Annotated in this window: 13 protein-coding genes; 11 read left to right on the forward strand and 2 right to left on the reverse strand. The window is 56.8% G+C overall.

Features of this window, described 5'->3' with window-relative positions; all coding sequences use genetic code 11:
• Positions 1-69 precede the first annotated feature (69 nt).
• The 6 genes from dnaX (at position 70) to AB7E06_RS00950 (ending at position 6,214) form a co-directional block, all read left to right on the forward strand.
• Positions 70-2,493 (forward strand): DNA polymerase III subunit gamma/tau, encoded by a 2,424-nt coding sequence (dnaX, locus tag AB7E06_RS00925; protein WP_094195824.1) that lies wholly within the window; start codon positions 70-72, stop codon positions 2,491-2,493.
• 41 nt (positions 2,494-2,534) lie between these two features.
• Entirely contained in the window at positions 2,535-2,861 is a 327-nt protein-coding gene (locus tag AB7E06_RS00930) for a YbaB/EbfC family nucleoid-associated protein (protein WP_094195825.1), read from the forward strand.
• On the forward strand, positions 2,861-3,472 hold the full coding sequence (recR, locus tag AB7E06_RS00935; protein WP_094195826.1) for a recombination mediator RecR: 612 nt from the start codon (positions 2,861-2,863) through the stop codon (positions 3,470-3,472). Before AB7E06_RS00930 ends, recR begins: the two co-directional genes overlap by 1 nt.
• 106 nt (positions 3,473-3,578) lie before the next feature.
• A complete protein-coding gene (locus AB7E06_RS00940; RefSeq protein ID WP_125277007.1) occupies positions 3,579-4,619 on the forward strand; it encodes an ABC transporter substrate-binding protein in 1,041 nt (346 codons plus the stop codon).
• On the forward strand, positions 4,612-5,418 hold the full coding sequence (locus AB7E06_RS00945) for an ABC transporter ATP-binding protein (protein ID WP_094195827.1): 807 nt from the start codon (positions 4,612-4,614) through the stop codon (positions 5,416-5,418). Before AB7E06_RS00940 ends, AB7E06_RS00945 begins: the two co-directional genes overlap by 8 nt.
• A gap of 1 nt (position 5,419) precedes the next feature.
• Positions 5,420-6,214 (forward strand): ABC transporter permease, encoded by a 795-nt coding sequence (locus AB7E06_RS00950; RefSeq protein ID WP_094198271.1) that lies wholly within the window; start codon positions 5,420-5,422, stop codon positions 6,212-6,214.
• 171 nt (positions 6,215-6,385) lie between these two features.
• On the opposite strand, the gene tal is transcribed toward AB7E06_RS00950, so the two are convergent.
• Entirely contained in the window at positions 6,386-7,348 is a 963-nt protein-coding gene (gene tal, locus AB7E06_RS00955) for a transaldolase (RefSeq protein WP_125277006.1), read from the reverse strand.
• Between the two features lie 169 nt (positions 7,349-7,517).
• Here tal and carA point away from each other — a divergent pair, with 169 nt between their 5' ends.
• The 4 genes from carA (at position 7,518) to AB7E06_RS00975 (ending at position 13,749) form a co-directional block, all read left to right on the forward strand.
• A complete protein-coding gene (gene carA, locus AB7E06_RS00960) occupies positions 7,518-8,681 on the forward strand; it encodes a glutamine-hydrolyzing carbamoyl-phosphate synthase small subunit (RefSeq protein WP_427954735.1) in 1,164 nt (387 codons plus the stop codon).
• An 8-nt stretch (positions 8,682-8,689) separates the two neighbouring features.
• Complete coding sequence (gene carB / locus AB7E06_RS00965) at positions 8,690-11,932, forward strand: carbamoyl-phosphate synthase large subunit (protein WP_094195829.1); 3,243 nt, start codon at positions 8,690-8,692, stop codon at positions 11,930-11,932.
• 130 nt (positions 11,933-12,062) lie between these two features.
• Positions 12,063-12,959, forward strand: coding sequence for a lipid A hydroxylase LpxO (gene lpxO, locus AB7E06_RS00970; protein WP_108728747.1), 897 nt, complete (start codon positions 12,063-12,065; stop codon positions 12,957-12,959).
• A gap of 19 nt (positions 12,960-12,978) precedes the next feature.
• A complete protein-coding gene (locus tag AB7E06_RS00975; RefSeq protein ID WP_427954738.1) occupies positions 12,979-13,749 on the forward strand; it encodes an SDR family oxidoreductase in 771 nt (256 codons plus the stop codon).
• A gap of 336 nt (positions 13,750-14,085) precedes the next feature.
• Here AB7E06_RS00975 and AB7E06_RS00980 read toward each other — a convergent pair whose 3' ends face one another.
• A complete protein-coding gene (locus AB7E06_RS00980; protein WP_427954740.1) occupies positions 14,086-14,724 on the reverse strand; it encodes a histidine phosphatase family protein in 639 nt (212 codons plus the stop codon).
• A gap of 320 nt (positions 14,725-15,044) precedes the next feature.
• On the opposite strand from AB7E06_RS00980, the gene AB7E06_RS00985 reads away from it, so the two are divergent.
• On the forward strand, positions 15,045-16,370 hold the full coding sequence (locus tag AB7E06_RS00985; RefSeq protein WP_094195832.1) for a solute carrier family 23 protein: 1,326 nt from the start codon (positions 15,045-15,047) through the stop codon (positions 16,368-16,370).
• Positions 16,371-16,398 lie beyond the last annotated feature (28 nt).

The following is a 16,398-nucleotide window of genomic DNA, read 5'->3' on the forward strand; positions in this document are numbered from 1 at the left end:
CAGCACCGAATCCGGTACACTTTTCCTTTCGCTTATTTGTATTGATGGTTCACGCCGTCCGGAATTCGCATGACCTATCTCGTTCTGGCCCGCAAGTGGCGCCCTCGCTCCTTTGACACCCTGGTTGGTCAGGATCACGTGGTGCGCGCTCTGACGCACGCCCTGGATACCCAGCGCCTGCACCATGCCTGGTTGTTTACGGGCACACGCGGCGTGGGCAAGACCACCTTGTCGCGTATTCTGGCCAAGTCGCTGAACTGCGAAACCGGCATCACCTCCAAGCCCTGTGGCGTTTGCCGCGCGTGTACCGAGATTGATGCTGGCCGCTTTATTGATTATGTAGAGCTGGACGCCGCCTCCAACCGGGGTGTGGAAGAGATGACCCAGCTGCTGGAACAGGCGGTCTACGCCCCCAGCTCGGGCCGCTATAAGGTCTACATGATTGACGAAGTTCACATGCTGACCGGGCACGCCTTCAACGCCATGCTCAAGACGCTGGAAGAACCGCCAGCGCACGTCAAATTCATTCTGGCGACCACAGACCCACAAAAAATTCCGGTCACCGTTTTGTCGCGCTGTCTGCAATTCAATTTGAAGCAGATGACCGTGCCTGCGATTGTGGGCCACCTGCAGGACATTCTGACCCAGGAAGAAATGCAGTTCGAGTTGCCTGCCTTGCGTCTGCTGGCGCAGGCAGCCGATGGCTCCATGCGAGATGCCTTGTCGCTTAGCGATCAGGCCATTGCTTATAGCGCGGGTGATCTCAGCGCCCAGGCTGTGCAAGCCATGCTGGGCACCATTGATCAACGCCACCTGGCGCAATTGCTGCAAGCGCTGGTCGCTTACGATGCGCAGGCCATTATGGGTGTGGCCGATGATCTGGCCATGCGTGGCCTGTCTTATTCGGGTGCTCTGGCGGATTTGGCAACCTTGTTGTCCCGTATCGCTATCGAGCAGCGTATCCCTGGCACGATTTCAGATGATGATCCGTTGGCAGAGGCGGTGCGGCAATTGGCACCCACACTCTCGCCTGATCATGTGCAGTTGTTTTATTCGGTCGCGGTGCACAGTCGTCAGGAGCTGTCTTTGGCTCCGGATGAGTACGCCGGTTTTGTGATGGCGTGCTTGCGCATGCTGGCCTTGCTGCCCGAGCCCGTCTCGGCGTATGTGCCACCGCCAGCAGGGCCTTCGGGGTCTGATACTGCTGGTGCCGCTCAGGCTGCTCCCGCTCCTGCGAAAGCTCCCGCTGCTTCAGAGGCTGCGTCGGTACCGGCTGCTTCTGCAACCCCTGTTGATGCCGCCGCTTCTGCTGCGTCTACACAGCAAGTTGAGCAGGGGGCGCAAACAGAACAGAGAAGGCAAACGGCACAAGCAGTACAGGCAACACAAACCCCCCAGCCTGCGATTGATCCACAGGCCGCATCTGAGCAGGCACAGGCCTCTGCCACCGCAGCCGCCCCGGCCGTTGATGTTGCCGCAGCTCAAGCGGCGCCTGTCGCAGAATCCATCCCTGTTGACGACGATTTTGTTCCGGCCTGGGAAGATGCTCCCGAGCCTGCCGGCGCAGGGGTCAGCTATGACACTTCAGAATCTGCCCCAGCGGACGCAAGCGTTGAAGCCGGTTCCGCGACCAGTTCGCCTCAAGAAGCGGCGACCGCAGTTGCTGACAGTAGCGCTGTTCAAGCCGCCCAAGTGCCATCAACGCCATCCGCTCCGCCCGCCGTTGAGTCCACTTCCGCAGACCAGGCAGACTCCTCTGCCGATCCCGCTGCAGAACCCTCCAAAGCCCAGGGCAAGAGCAGTGCTCAGCCCCTGATGTCGTCTCAAGCCCAGGCTGCCGCCCGAGTAGACCCGGTGGCAGAAGAAGCGCCGCCAGCCGCCTCTACCCAGGACGGCCCGGAGGAGCCCGCCTGGTTGTCCGAGGGCATGGACGAAGAATTCGAGAATTACCAGCCTTTGGATATGGACGCGGCTCGTGCCGAAGAAGACGGCGATGTACCGTCTGTGTCCATGTCTGATCGCTTCATGCCCGACACCGAACTGGGCCTGCCCGTGCCGCAGAGCGGTTCGGACAACCCGCGCACCGTGCGACTGGGCGGCATGAAACCGGAAACCTGGCCCGACGTGGCAACCAGCTTGCCCTTAAGCGGCTGGGCCGCCGAACTGGCCCGCCAGAGCGAATGGCTGGGCGTGAAAGGCCAGGAAATCCACCTGCGTGCCAAAATCAAGGCTACTGAAGGCAGTCAGGGCAAAGCGCGCTTGCGCACTGTTCTATCGGAATATTTTGCCCAGTCCATTCAGTTGGTGATCGAATACGGGGATACAGGCGATGCTACCGCGCATGCCGTGGAGCAGGCCAAGCTGGCCGAGCGTCAGCGACAGGCCGAAGAGCAGGTTGCCCAGGATCCCTTTGTCTTGAGCCTGATCCAGGACTTTGACGGCAGCGTCAAAGCCGGGTCAATCAAGGCCACTCCTTTGGTTCGGGCCGCCTGAATGGCCCATTGTCAATTTCTATCAATCAGGAAAACCAAACCATGATGAAAGGTCAGATTGCCGGCTTGATGCGCCAGGCGCAGCAAATGCAGGAAAACATGAAAAAGGCCCAGGAAGCCTTGGCCGATATCGAGGTCGAGGGCGTTTCCGGTGGTGGTCTGGTCAAGGTCATCATGAACTGCCGCCACGATGTGCGCCGTGTCTCTATCGACCCCAGCCTGCTGGAAGACGAAAAAGAGATGCTGGAAGATTTGATTGCTGCTGCTTTTAACGATGCACAGCGCAAAGCCGAGGCCACTTCGCAGGAAAAAATGGCGGGTGTCACCGCTGGCCTGCCACTGCCTCCCGGTATGAAGCTTCCGTTCTAATGAACGAACCGCAGATCGCAGAGCCCGAACCGCTTCGGGCTCTGATCCAGGCTCTGCGTCGGCTGCCCGGTGTGGGTGAGCGTAGCGCTCGCCGCATGGCCTACCATTTGTTGCAACATGACTTGGTAGGTGCCGACCAATTAAGCCGGGCTCTTGAACATGCCACGACGGCACTGCAGCACTGTCAGCGCTGCAATGGTTTTACAGTCCAAGCTATTTGTGAAACCTGTGCCAATCCCCGCCGTGATCCGGCGTTGTTGTGTGTGGTGGAAACACCTGCCGATCAAAACATGATCGAGGCTACGCATGGCTATCGAGGCCTTTACTATGTGCTGATGGGGCGTTTGACGCCACTGGAAGGCATAGGGCCGGATGCCTTGCAATTTGACCGCTTGCTAGAGCGAGCCAGTGATGGCCAAGTGCAGGAAGTGATTCTAGCGACCAATTTCACCGCAGAGGGCGAAACCACCGCCCATCATCTGGCGGAAATGCTCACTAGCCAAGGTTTGAAAGTGACTCGACTGGCCCGCGGTGTGCCAGCCGGCAGCGAGCTGGAGTACGTAGACCCCAGCACCATTGCCTGGGCCTTGATGGAGCGTCGCGCCACGTAATCGGGTTTGACCGCTTGGTGGACAAGGGGGGGATACCCCCCTTTTGTTTTTTAGTATAAGTATCAAACCTAAATAATTAATGACCAACAACAAGAAGGGGATTGCCATGAAACTGACTCGTCGTCATGCGCTCAAACTGGTTGGAGCATCGGGTTTGGCGCTGTCATTGCCATCGCTGGGCCGTGCGCAAGAAATCGAGAAAAAAAATCTGACCATTGCCGTCGGTGGCAAGGCGCTGATCTACTATCTGCCATTGTCCATTGCCGAGATCAATGGTTATTTTGAAGACGAAGGTCTCAAGGTCAAAGTGGCGGACTTTGCTGGTGGCTCCAAAGCTTTGCAAGCCGTCGTCGGCGGTAGTGCCGATGTGGTGTCGGGCGCCTTTGAACACACCATCAACCTGCAGTCCAAAGGGCAGATGTACCGCGCTTTTGTGCAGCAGGGGCGTGCGCCGGCTATTGTGTTGGCGGTGTCCAACAAGACGATGGCTGACTATACGTCGCCAGCCGATCTGAAAGGCAAGAAAATTGGTGTGACCGCACCGGGTTCCTCGACCAATATGATGGTCAACTTTTATCTGGAGCAAAACGGTCTGAAACCGTCGGATGTGGCCTTTATCGGTGTAGGCGCGGGCGCCGGTGCCGTCACTGCCATGCGTACGGGCCAGATTGATGCCATGGCCAATCTGGATCCGGTGATCGGCACCTTGCTTAAAGAAAACGAAGTGCGTGTTATTGCTGACACTCGTACCCTTGCCGATACCAAGGCTATTTTTGGTGGCAATATGCCTTCGGCCTGCTTGTACGCTTCTGAAGATTTCATCACCCAGAACCCGAACACGGCCCAGGCTCTGGCCAACGCCATCGTGCGCGCCGACAAATGGATTCAGGCCAATGATGCCGAAACCATTGCCAAGACCGTGCCCGCAACCTATCTGCTCGGTGACGTGGAACTGTACAAGCAATGTCTGGATGCCAACAAAGAAGCACTCTCGCCCAACGGCTTGGTAGATGCTGATGGTCCTGCTACCGCCTTGAATGCACTGGCCGCTTTTGTGCCGAATCTGGACGCATCCAAGATTGATATCAGCAAAATCTACACCAATGAATTTGCTGACAATGCCAACAAGAAGTACCCCAATGTCTGAGGCAGCACTTTCTTTAGATAACATCAGCTGTGTTTTTGCCTCCCGGGATGGCAAAGGTACGTACACAGCGGTTCGTGACGCCAGCCTGAGTATTGCCCCAGGCGAGTTTGTGTCGGTTGTAGGCCCAACGGGCTGCGGCAAGTCCACGCTCCTGAATGTAGGGGCGGGCTTGCTGAGCCCTTCGTCGGGCGAAGTCCGAGTGTTTGGCAAACCCCTGCAAGGGGTGAACGAGCGTGCTGGCTACATGTTCCAGGGCGAAGCACTGATGCCCTGGCGCAGTGCCGAATCCAACGTGATGGCCGGTCTGGAGTTTGCCGGTGTCCCGCAGGATCAGGCTCGCGCCCGTGCCCAGGAGTGGCTCAAGCGAGTTGGGCTGGGTGGTTTCGAGGATCGTTATCCGCATCAAATGTCGGGTGGCATGCGCAAACGCGTCATGCTGGCCCAGACCCTGATTCGTGATCCCGACATCATTCTGATGGACGAGCCGTTCTCGGCGCTGGACATTCAGACCCGTCAATTGATGGAAAATGAAGTGCTGGAGATCTGGATGGCACAGCGTAAAGCCGTGCTGTTCATTACTCACGACCTGGACGAAGCCATTGCCATGAGCGATCGGGTGGTGGTTTTGTCGGCTGGGCCGGGCACGCATCCCATCGGCGAATTTCATGTCGATCTTCCACGCCCTCGTGACGTGGCCGAAGTGCGCAACGACCCCCGTTTTGTCGAATTGCATGCGGCAATCTGGGCCGTCTTGCGTGATGAGGTCCTGAAGGGTTATGCCCAGCAAAAGCGTGCCTGATATGTCTAAATCTATTACTCAATCCAAGCTGGCCCTGCGCGGCTGGCAAATCTCGCTGCTCATCGTCATTCTGGCCGCCTGGCATTTCTTCACGCTGGACCCCAAAGTGGCCTTCTTCTTTGGGCAGCCACTGGAAGTGGTCAAGGTGATCTGGGCCTGGTTTGTCACCAACGGTGATATTTACCTGCACCTGGGCGTGACCTTGAGCGAAACCCTGCTGGCTTTTGCCATTGGTACGATTGCTGGTCTGGCTTGCGGTCTGTGGCTGGGGCTCTCGCCCCGTGCGGCGGCCTTGCTGGACCCGTATCTGACCGCTGCCAACTCCATGCCGCGCGTCATTCTGGCGCCGATTTTCGGCATGTGGTTCGGTCTGGGTATCTGGTCCAAAGTAGCTCTGGCGGTGACGCTGGTGTTCTTTATCGTGTTCTTCAACGTGTACCAAGGTGTGCGTGAAGTCAGCACCACACTGCTGGACAATGCCCGCATGCTGGGTGCCAGCCGTCGTCAACTGCTGCGCCATGTCTACATTCCTTCGGCCACTAGCTGGGTATTTTCCAGCTTGCACACCTCGGTCGGTCTGGCCTTTGTGGGGGCCGTGGTGGGTGAATACCTGGGCTCAGCCAGTGGGGTCGGTTATCTGATCCTGCAGGCAGAGGGCACGCTGGATGTGAATACGGTGTTCGCCGGTATTGTGGTGCTGACCGTCTTTGCGCTGATCCTGGACGGTCTGGTCAGTGTGTTTGAAGACCGCCTGCTGGCTTGGCGGCCACAAGGTGGCGGTACGGAAAAGCTCTGATTGCTGCTTGGCTCAAGTATTAAGAAAACCGGCTCCTGAAACAGGAGCCGGTTTTTTTTGTCCGTTCATTCCCAGCAAAGAGAAGGCCAGCAAACGATTAGATGCTTAATAGGTAGTAAAACAGGCCGCAAGATAGGCGGCCTGTTTTACTGAATCGGACCTGGCGGCTTGTCAGGCCTGCTGGCGCGCCTGTTGAATCAGGGCATCCAGTTTGATACCGTCCGCGGTGAACTGACGGATGCCTTCGGCCAGCTTTTCAGTGGCCATCGCGTCCTGGTTCAGGTCGGTGCGGAAGGTGATTTCGTTGCTGGCACGCCATTCAGGGGCAACCGCCTTGGCACGCGCCACATCCAGCATGGCCGGGACCTCGCCTTGGGCTGCATCCAACTGGCCCAGCAGTTCGGGGCTGATGGTCAGTAGATCGCAACCGGCCAGCGCCTTGATCTGGCCGACATTGCGAAAGCTGGCACCCATGATCTCTGTGGGGATGTCATAGGTTTTGTAGTATTCGTAAATGCTGCGTACCGAGCGCACACCGGGGTCGTTCTCGCCCTGGTTGGCGCTCTCGTCCCATTCCTGGCCGGCAGTTTTCTTGAACCAGTCGTAGATGCGGCCCACAAAGGGCGAGATCAGGGTGACTTTGGCCTGGGCGCAGGCAATGGCTTGCGGCAGGCAGAACAAGAGGGTCAGGTTGCAGTTGATGCCTTCGGCCTGCAATGTACGGGCAGCTTGGATGCCTTCCCAGGTGCTGGCTAGTTTGATCAGCACGCGTTCGCGGGCGATACCGGCTTTTTCGTAATGCTGGATGATATGGCGGGCGCGCTCGACGCTGGCCAGGGCATCAAAGGACAGGCGGGCATCGACTTCGGTAGAGACGCGGCCCGGCACAATATCCAGAATTTGTCGACCAAAGGCGACCAGCAGCAGATCGCTGGTTTCAGCCAGGCTGGCATGAGGGTGGTCGGTGATGACACGGTCAAGCAAAGGCCGATAGGCCGCCTGCTGGACAGCCTTTAAAATCAGGGAAGGATTGGTTGTTGCATCGGTAGGGCGATACGCGCGCATCGCTTCAAAATCGCCTGTGTCGGCCACTACGGTTGTGCACTGGCGCAGAGAGTCAAGCTGAGTAGTCATGTCTGTTACTAGTCCATCGCAAAGCCATCAAACCAATCGATTACTGTAGTCGATTTTCCAAGTTTTCGTGCCTGGTTTCAGTGTTACTACCGATAAACTACCGGAAAAACCTCGTTTGAGCATATAATTAGAAGGTTTAATATTAATTTCAGAATCCGGGGTTTTTAACGTGCTGCCGTCTTTATTTCCTGAGGAGTCCCGCACTATCACTAGTGCCGTCCTAGCCCTGGCGGATGGAACCCTATTCAAAGGGGTATCAATCGGTGCCGAGGGGCACTGTGTTGCTGAGATCGTTTTCAATACAGCCATGACGGGCTATCAGGAAATCCTGACAGACCCAAGCTACAGCGGTCAAATTGTTACGCTTACCTATCCGCACATCGGTAATACCGGTGTCAATCCAGAGGACTCCGAATCCAACAAGGCCCACGCTGCCGGGCTTGTCATTCGCGATTGTCCCGCCCGCCTGTCCAACTTCCGCTCCACCCAGTCCTTGCCCGACTACCTGAAAGATCAGGGCGTTGTGGCTATCTCCGGTATCGACACCCGCAAGCTGACTCGCATTTTGCGTGAGAAAGGCTCCATGGGTGCTTGCATTCTGGTGGGTGATGATGCCGAACGAGCACTGGAACTGGCCCGCTCTTTCCCTGGCCTGAAAGGTCAGGATCTGGCCAAAGTGGTTACTACCGACCAAACCTACAATTGGACCGAAGGTTCGTGGGAACTGGGCCAAGGCTTTGGGAAGCCTGCAACAGACCGCTTCCACGTGGTGGCCTACGACTTTGGCGTAAAAGCCAACATCTTGCGTTTGATGGCAGACCGTGGCTGCAAAGTGACCGTCGTGCCGGCGCAAACGCCACTGGTCGATGTACTGGCTTACGAGCCCGATGGTGTGTTCCTGTCCAACGGCCCTGGCGATCCAGAGCCTTGCGATTACGCCATCGAAGCCTGCAAGGGCTTGCTGGAACGCAAGCTGCCTGTGTTTGGTATTTGCCTGGGTCATCAGATCATGGGCCTGGCCGTTGGTGCACAGACCTTGAAGATGAAAAACGGTCACCACGGTGCCAACCATCCTGTGCAGGAACTGGCTAGTGGCCGCGTGTTCATCACCAGCCAGAATCACGGCTTTGCGGTCGATGCCGCCACCTTGCCAGCCAATGCCAAGGTCACGCACATTTCTTTGTTCGACCAGAGCCTGCAAGGCTTCGAGTTGACAGATCGCCCCGCGTTTTGCTTCCAGGGTCACCCTGAAGCGACTCCCGGCCCGCGCGATATTGCCTCGCTGTTCGACAAATTCATCAGCCTGATGGCTGCTCACCAGGCCAATAAATAAACCGCACTATGCCAAAGCGTTCAGACTTAAAAAGCATTCTTATCATTGGCGCCGGCCCGATCATCATTGGTCAGGCTTGCGAATTCGACTACTCGGGAGCCCAGGCATGTAAAGCCCTGAAGGCCGAGGGTTACCGGACTGTGCTGGTCAACAGCAACCCGGCCACCATCATGACGGACCCAGATACGGCTGATGTCACCTACATCGAGCCCATCACCTGGCAAGCTGTCGAGAAGATCATTGAAAAAGAGCGTCCTGATGCGCTCTTGCCTACCATGGGCGGCCAAACGGCGCTGAACTGCGCTTTGGATCTGGCCAAGCATGGCGTGCTGGAAAAATATGGTGTTGAGCTGATCGGTGCTAATGCTGCCGCTATCGAAAAAGCTGAAGACCGCCTGAAGTTCAAAGACGCCATGACCTCCATTGGTCTGGAGTCCGCCAAGTCCGGCGTGGCTCACTCCATGGACGAGGCCTGGGCGGTTCAAAAGCGTATTGCTGAAGAAATCGGCACAGCCGGTTTCCCCGTCGTTATTCGTCCCAGCTTTACGCTGGGCGGTACGGGTGGTGGTATTGCCTACAACCCGGAAGAGTTTGAAACGATCTGCCGCCGTGGTCTGGAAGCATCGCCCACCAACGAGCTGCTGATTGAAGAATCCCTGCTGGGCTGGAAAGAGTTTGAAATGGAAGTGGTGCGTGACCGCGCCGACAACTGCATCATTGTGTGCTCCATTGAGAATCTGGACCCCATGGGTGTGCACACCGGTGACTCCATCACCGTGGCTCCTGCCCAAACCCTGACCGACCGCGAATACCAGATCATGCGTAATGCATCGATCGCCGTACTGCGCGAAATCGGTGTGGATACGGGTGGGTCGAACGTGCAGTTCGCAGTGAACCCCGATAACGGCCGCATGATCGTTATCGAAATGAACCCGCGTGTGTCCCGTTCCTCGGCACTGGCTTCCAAAGCCACCGGTTTCCCTATCGCCAAGATCGCTGCGCGTCTGGCCGTGGGTTACACCCTGGACGAGCTGCGCAATGAAATCACCGGCGGTGCGACCCCCGCTTCGTTCGAGCCCACCATCGACTACGTGGTTACCAAAGTGCCACGTTTCGCCTTCGAAAAATTCCCTCAGGCCGACTCGCGTCTGACCACCCAAATGAAGTCTGTGGGTGAAGTGATGGCGATTGGCCGCACTTTCCAGGAATCCTTCCAGAAAGCCCTGCGTGGTCTGGAAGTGGGTGTGGATGGTCTGAACCAGAAAACCACCGACCGCGAAAAACTGCAGGTCGAGTTGGGCGAGCCTGGCCCAGAGCGTATCTGGTACGTGGGTGACGCTTTCGCTCAAGGTCTGAGCCTGGACGAAGTTCACAACCTGACCAAGATTGACCCCTGGTTCCTGGCCCAGATCAAAGAGATCGTGGACATCGAACTGGCCCTGGAACAAAAGACGCTGGCCGATCTGGACCGTGACACCTTGTTCGGTCTGAAGCGCCGTGGATTTTCCGACCGCCGTCTGGCTTTCTTGCTGGATACCGTGGAATCGGAAGTGCGCAAGCTGCGTCACCAGTTGAATGTTCGCCCTGTCTACAAGCGCGTGGATACGTGCGCGGCTGAATTCTCCACCGATACGGCTTATATGTACTCGACCTACGAGGAAGAGTGCGAATCCAATCCTACGGACAAGAAGAAGATCATTGTTCTGGGTGGTGGCCCTAACCGTATTGGTCAGGGTATCGAGTTTGACTACTGCTGCGTGCACGCTGCGCTGGCATTGCGCGAAGATGGTTACGAAACCATCATGGTCAACTGCAATCCTGAAACCGTGTCGACCGACTACGACACCTCCGACCGTCTGTACTTCGAGCCTCTGACGCTGGAAGACGTCCTGGAAATCGTCCACATCGAAAAACCAGTGGGCACCATCGTTCAGTACGGTGGCCAGACGCCTTTGAAACTGGCACGTGCTCTGGAAGCCAATGGTGTACCGATCATCGGTACCAGCCCTGAGTCCATTGACGTGGCTGAAGACCGCGAGCGTTTCCAGAAACTGCTGAACAAGCTGGGCTTGCGTCAGCCGCCAAACCGTACCGCTCGCACCGAAGGTGAAGCGATCGCTCTGGCTGCCGAAATTGGCTACCCCCTGGTGGTACGCCCAAGCTACGTGCTCGGTGGCCGTGCCATGGAAATCGTGCACGAACAGCAAGACCTGGAGCGCTACATGCGCGAAGCGGTCAAGGTCAGCAATGACTCGCCTGTGCTGCTGGATCATTTCCTGAACAACGCCACGGAAGTGGACGTGGACTGCCTGGCCGATGGCGAACGCGTCTTTGTGGGCGGTGTGATGCAGCACATCGAGCAGGCAGGTGTTCACTCCGGTGACTCTGCTTGCAGCTTGCCTCCTTACTCGCTCAGCGACGAAACCGTGGTTGAAATCAAGCGTCAGACCGCACTCATGGCCAAGGCTTTGAATGTGAAGGGCTTGATGAACGTGCAGTTCGCCATTCAGGACGGCGATGTCTACGTGCTGGAGGTGAACCCACGTGCTTCGCGTACCGTGCCGTTCGTGTCCAAGGCAACCGGTTTGCAACTGGCCAAGATTGCCGCTCGTGCCATGGCAGGTCAGACTTTGGCCGAGCAGGGTATTACCGAAGAAGTCACGCCGTCTTACTACAGCGTGAAAGAGGCCGTATTCCCCTTCGTGAAGTTCCCGGGTGTGGATACGATTCTGGGACCAGAAATGAAGTCCACCGGCGAAGTCATGGGTGTGGGCACCTCGTTTGCTGAAGCCTTTGTGAAGTCGCAGATGGCTGCCAGCGTGACCCTGCCCGAAGGGGGCTTGGCCTTCATCAGTGTGCGCGCCCAGGATAAACCGCAAGCGGTGGAAGTGGCTCGCGGCCTGATCTCGCTGGGCTTCAAGGTTGTCGCCACCCGTGGTACTGCAAGCGCCATCGAACAGGCCGGTTTGGCTGTTCAAGTGGTGAACAAGGTTACCGAAGGTCGTCCGCACATTGTGGACATGATCAAGAACGGCGAGGTTTCCCTGGTCATCAATACGGTTGAAGAGCGTCGCAACGCGATCGTTGATTCGCGTACAATCCGTACACATGCGCTGGCTGCCAATCTGGCCTACTACACCACTATTGCTGGTGCGGTAGCGGCTGTACAAGGCCTGCAGTATTTGCGTCATGGTGATGGCTTGAAGGTTTACGCGCTTCAAGAGCTGCACGCTCTGCTGGCGAAACACTAAGTCGCTCCATGTCAGAAAGGCGCACCGTTAAGGTGCGCCTTTTTTTATTCGTGTATCAGACAAGGCCATGGGGCAGCACGCAGGCCAAGGCCAGCACAGCGCAGAAGTTTTCTTCTTTGGAGATCATGTCGTGAAATGGTTCATTCTTGCCTTGTTCATTGTGTGCACGGTTATTGTGCACTTCAGGGGTCGAGTCAGGCACCGCTTTTCCCGCCAGTTGCTGGACCATTCCACGTTCACGGCCCCTTTGAACGTCTTCATGTATGGTTTTTCGGCAGTGCCCAATGAGCCGTATCTGGATTTGAAACACTTTCCCGAGCTAAACAAGTTGCTCGAGCACTGCGACGAAATCCGCGCCGAGGCCGAGCAGCTATTTGGTGAAGGCCATATCAAGGCCTCTGACAAGTACAACGATGCGGGCTTTAACTCTTTTTTCAAAACCGGCTGGACGCGTTTTTACCTGAAGTGGTATGACGCCGACCACCCTTCGGCGCGTGAGCTGTGCCCGGTGACGACTCGCCTGCTCAAGGATATTCCGTCGATCAAGGCAGCGATGTTCACCTCTTTGCCGCCGGGAGCCCGTTTGCCGCGCCACCGCGACCCTTACGCGGGTTCGCTGCGCTTTCATATGGGCTTGATGACGCCCAATAGCCCGGATTGCTATATCGAAGTGGACGGCCAGAGATATCACTGGCGTGACGGTGAAGCCGTGGTGTTTGATGAAACCTTTATTCACTACGCGGAAAACAAAACGGATCAGAACCGTATTATTTTGTTTGCGGACGTAGAACGTCCCATGCGTTATCGCTGGGCACAAGCCATAAACCACGCCGTGGGTGGCTTCTTATTGCGTGCTGCTGCCGCTCCGAACCAGGAAGGCGACCGTACCGGCGGTATCAACCGTATTTTTGGTACAGTCTACGCGGTACGTCGTTTCGGCAAGGCCATCAAGAAAAAGAACGAAACCCTGTACTACATTCTTAAATGGCTGCTGGTGCTGGGTATTGCTGCTTTGATCTTCCTGTAATAATCGGGCGCAGCCAGAGATGAAAACGGTCTTTATCACGGGTGCCAGCAGCGGTTTAGGTAAAGCGCTGGCCCAGGAGTACGCGGCTCAAGGTGCCTGCCTGGGTTTGCTGGGGAGACGTCAGGAAGAACTCCAGGCGCTGGCCGACAGCTTGCCCGGAGAGCACCGTATTTATGTGGCGGATGTGCGTGACAGGGACGCTTTGCATCTGGCCGCTCAGGACTTTTTACAGTTCACTGGGCAAAAGATTGATGTGGTTATTGCCAGTGCGGGGATCAGCGCGGGCACCTTGACGGAGGAAGCCGAGGATTTCGCGGTTTTCAAAGCCATTGTGGATACGAATCTGCTGGCCATGGTGGCGACCTTTGAACCCTTTATCGGCACCATGAAAGCGGCGGGCAAGGGCTCGTTGGTGGGGGTTGCCAGTGTGGCAGGTATACGGGGCTTGCCCGGCGCGGGGGCTTATAGCAGTTCCAAGGCGGCGGTGATTGCCTATTGCGAGAGCCTGCGGCTAGAGCTGTCGCTGTACGGTGTTTCTGTTGTCACCATTACTCCCGGCTATATCCGCACGGCCATGACGGCGCATAATCCTTACTCCATGCCGTTTTTGATGCCTGCTGAGGACTTTGCCCGCAAAGCCCGCAAGACCATCGAGCAGGGCGTATCCTATCGAGTCATTCCGTGGCAGATGGGAGTTGTCTCGCGCCTGATGCGTCTTTTGCCTAATTGGCTGTATGACCGTCTGGCTCGTCAGGCACCGCGCAAGCCGCGACTTAATAAAAAAAGTTGATCATTGCCCCTGTAGCTGATTTTTGAAGTCCTTGTTGGCTTCAGCGTGGCTATGCTTCTGGCCGCAACCGCAACCGCAACCGCAACCGCAACCGCAACCGCAACCGCAACCGCAACCGCAACCGCAACCGCAACCGCAAGAGTGCCTGTGGCTCTTCTTGGTATAGGGCCGTCGCTATCGTAAGGATAAAGCTTGCGGGCGTGGCGCTGGAGACACTGTCAGGAACTGATGAGGTGAGTCAGGCGGACAGGACTCCGCACAAGTCTCAGGCTGGTTTATCGAACGCTGCAGCTGATCCGATCTGCAGATACCAGCCTGATCATGGCGATGCATGGCTTAGGTTTGCTCGTCCAGTGCCGTGTCCAGATGCGGCAACTGGCCCCACAAGGTACAGCTCCAGTTTAAGTCTGCATCAATGTTGAAGAAATTCAGGCTGGTATTCAGAATTGCGTGAGTACGCTTGGCACCGAGTGCCTGCTGGTTCAGCTTGCGCCAGACCATATCAATAACGCCACCATGTGCAAACACCAGCAGGCTCTTGCCAGCATGCGCCTGGGCCAGTCCTTCAAAACACCTCAGTACCCGAGTCTGAAACTGGCGTAGCGATTCGCCCCCTTCCACGGCGTAGTCGATATCGACGCTATCATCGGGCTGATCCGGGCCATGGCGGCCTACTGCATCCCAGGCCTGGCCTTCCAGTGTGCCAAAGCCGCGCTCGCGCAGCCCCCGGATTTGCTGAATTTCAATCTCCCAGTGCTGACAGGCAATCGCCGCCGTCTCCGAGGCGCGTTGTAGATCACTGCTGATGACGGCGTCCACAGGCAGGTGAAACGCCGGGGAGCTCAAGTAGTTTTGCAGGGCACGGGCCTGTTCGCGGCCGGTCTCGTTCAGTTCTATATCCTGCCAGCCTTGTAAACGGCGTACGGCATTCCAGGCGGTTTCACCGTGGCGGATCAGACAAATAGACGTACTCATGCTGGCGTAATCACTCTGCTAGGGAATCGGACTGCCAAAGGCAGGCTGATTGTCTATTGTAATGGGCCAGTCAAGCGCAGGCAGATAGACTGGGTATATATCGCATATAACACGAACATCGAGGCTCAAAGGCGTTTGGGCATGTTCACCTGCCAGCTCTATGTTGGGGTTTACCGCTTACCGCCTTATTTTCAGGTGCCTTGTTGGGGCTTTCACGTTTAAAATCATGCCTCAACGAATCGGCCAGTCTATTGCAGGTGTGCTGGGCCAACGTATAACGAATTGCGCTGTATTTCTTTCTTCCTTCTCTGGAACCCTCTATGTCTCAGTCTTACTTTCCGCGTTGGCGCCGTGTGTCCGGCAGCGAACCCGGTGCGGTCGTGCAGCCCGACGAGTGTTTGGCCACGCCGCAAAACATTGCCATGGGTGCTCAGCACGTGGTGGCCATGTTTGGCTCCACCATTCTGGCCCCCTTGTTGATGGGCTTTGATCCCAATCTGGCCATCTTGATGTCCGGTATTGGTACGCTGATTTTCTTTGTGTTTGTCGGTGGCCGGGTTCCCAGCTACCTGGGTTCCAGCTTTGCATTTATCGGTGGTGTGATTGCCGTTACCGGCTATGCCGGCAGTGGCCCCAATCCCAATATTGGCGTGGCCTTGGGGGCCATTATTATCTGCGGTCTGGTCTACACCTTGATCGGTGTTCTGGTCTGGGTATTCAATGCCCGCACTCAGGGTGGCGCAGCGCGTTTGATCAACCACTGGATGCCTCCTGTTGTCACCGGATCGATCGTGGCGGTGATTGGCCTGAATCTGGCACCCATCGCTGCCAAGGGCGCCATGGGGAGCGGCACTTTTGATTCCATGATGGCCTTGATGACCGTGTTGTGTGTGGGTGGTATTGCGGTCTATACCCGTGGGCTTGCCCAGCGCCTGTTGATTCTGGTGGGTCTGGCTTTGGCCTGCGTGCTGTATTGGGTATTTACCAATGTGATGGGCTACGGCACGGCGATCAACTTTGCTCCTGTTGCTCAAGCCGCCTGGTTGGGGCTGCCCAGTTTTTCCGCCCCTGTATTCCAGGCCCACGCCATGACGGTGATTGTGCCGGTCGCCATTATTCTGGTGGCCGAGAACCTGGGGCACATCAAGGCGGTTAGTGCCATGACCGGCCAGGATCTGGATGGCTATCTGGGTCGTGCCTTTGTGGGTGATGGCGTGGCCACCATGCTGTCTGGCTCGGTAGGTGGTACCGGTGTGACAACCTATGCTGAAAATATCGGCGTGATGGCCGCTACCCGCATCTACTCCACGCTGGTGTTTGCCTTTGCGGCGGTGATCGCCATTTTCCTGGGCTTCTCACCCAAGTTCGGCGCCGTCATCCAGTCCATCCCCGGCCCTGTGCTCGGTGGCATGTCCATCGTCGTATTTGGTTTGATTACCATTGCTGGTGCGCGTATCTGGGTGGTGAATCAGGTGGATTTCAGCGACAACCGTAATTTGCTGGTCGCGGCCGTCACCTTGATTCTGGGGGCTGGTAACTTCTCCTTGCAGTTCGGTGTTATCCGTCTGGATGGTATCGGTTGTGCCACCTTTGGTGCTATTTTGCTGCACGCTTTGCTGCGAGGCCGTCGCCAGAACATGGTGTAGTCGTTCCAATGCTGATCCATGCTGGCTC

The sequence above is a fragment of the Alcaligenes sp. genome (assembly GCF_050255915.1).
GTDB classification, from domain to species: Bacteria; Pseudomonadota; Gammaproteobacteria; order Burkholderiales; family Burkholderiaceae_B; genus Alcaligenes; species Alcaligenes aquatilis.

What these genes read in the sequence shown, in the direction of transcription:
- dnaX (WP_094195824.1), top strand. Translation starts at nt 70, where the DNA reads ATGACCTATCTCGTTCTGGCCCGCAAGTGGCGCCCTCGCTCCTTTGAC.
- AB7E06_RS00930 (WP_094195825.1), top strand. Translation starts at nt 2,535, where the DNA reads ATGATGAAAGGTCAGATTGCCGGCTTGATGCGCCAGGCGCAGCAAATG.
- recR (WP_094195826.1), top strand. Translation starts at nt 2,861, where the DNA reads ATGAACGAACCGCAGATCGCAGAGCCCGAACCGCTTCGGGCTCTGATC.
- AB7E06_RS00940 (WP_125277007.1), top strand. Translation starts at nt 3,579, where the DNA reads ATGAAACTGACTCGTCGTCATGCGCTCAAACTGGTTGGAGCATCGGGT.
- AB7E06_RS00945 (WP_094195827.1), top strand. Translation starts at nt 4,612, where the DNA reads ATGTCTGAGGCAGCACTTTCTTTAGATAACATCAGCTGTGTTTTTGCC.
- AB7E06_RS00950 (WP_094198271.1), top strand. Translation starts at nt 5,420, where the DNA reads ATGTCTAAATCTATTACTCAATCCAAGCTGGCCCTGCGCGGCTGGCAA.
- tal (WP_125277006.1), bottom strand. Translation starts at nt 7,348, where the DNA reads ATGACTACTCAGCTTGACTCTCTGCGCCAGTGCACAACCGTAGTGGCC.
- carB (WP_094195829.1), top strand. Translation starts at nt 8,690, where the DNA reads ATGCCAAAGCGTTCAGACTTAAAAAGCATTCTTATCATTGGCGCCGGC.
- AB7E06_RS00975 (WP_427954738.1), top strand. Translation starts at nt 12,979, where the DNA reads ATGAAAACGGTCTTTATCACGGGTGCCAGCAGCGGTTTAGGTAAAGCG.
- AB7E06_RS00980 (WP_427954740.1), bottom strand. Translation starts at nt 14,724, where the DNA reads ATGAGTACGTCTATTTGTCTGATCCGCCACGGTGAAACCGCCTGGAAT.
- AB7E06_RS00985 (WP_094195832.1), top strand. Translation starts at nt 15,045, where the DNA reads ATGTCTCAGTCTTACTTTCCGCGTTGGCGCCGTGTGTCCGGCAGCGAA.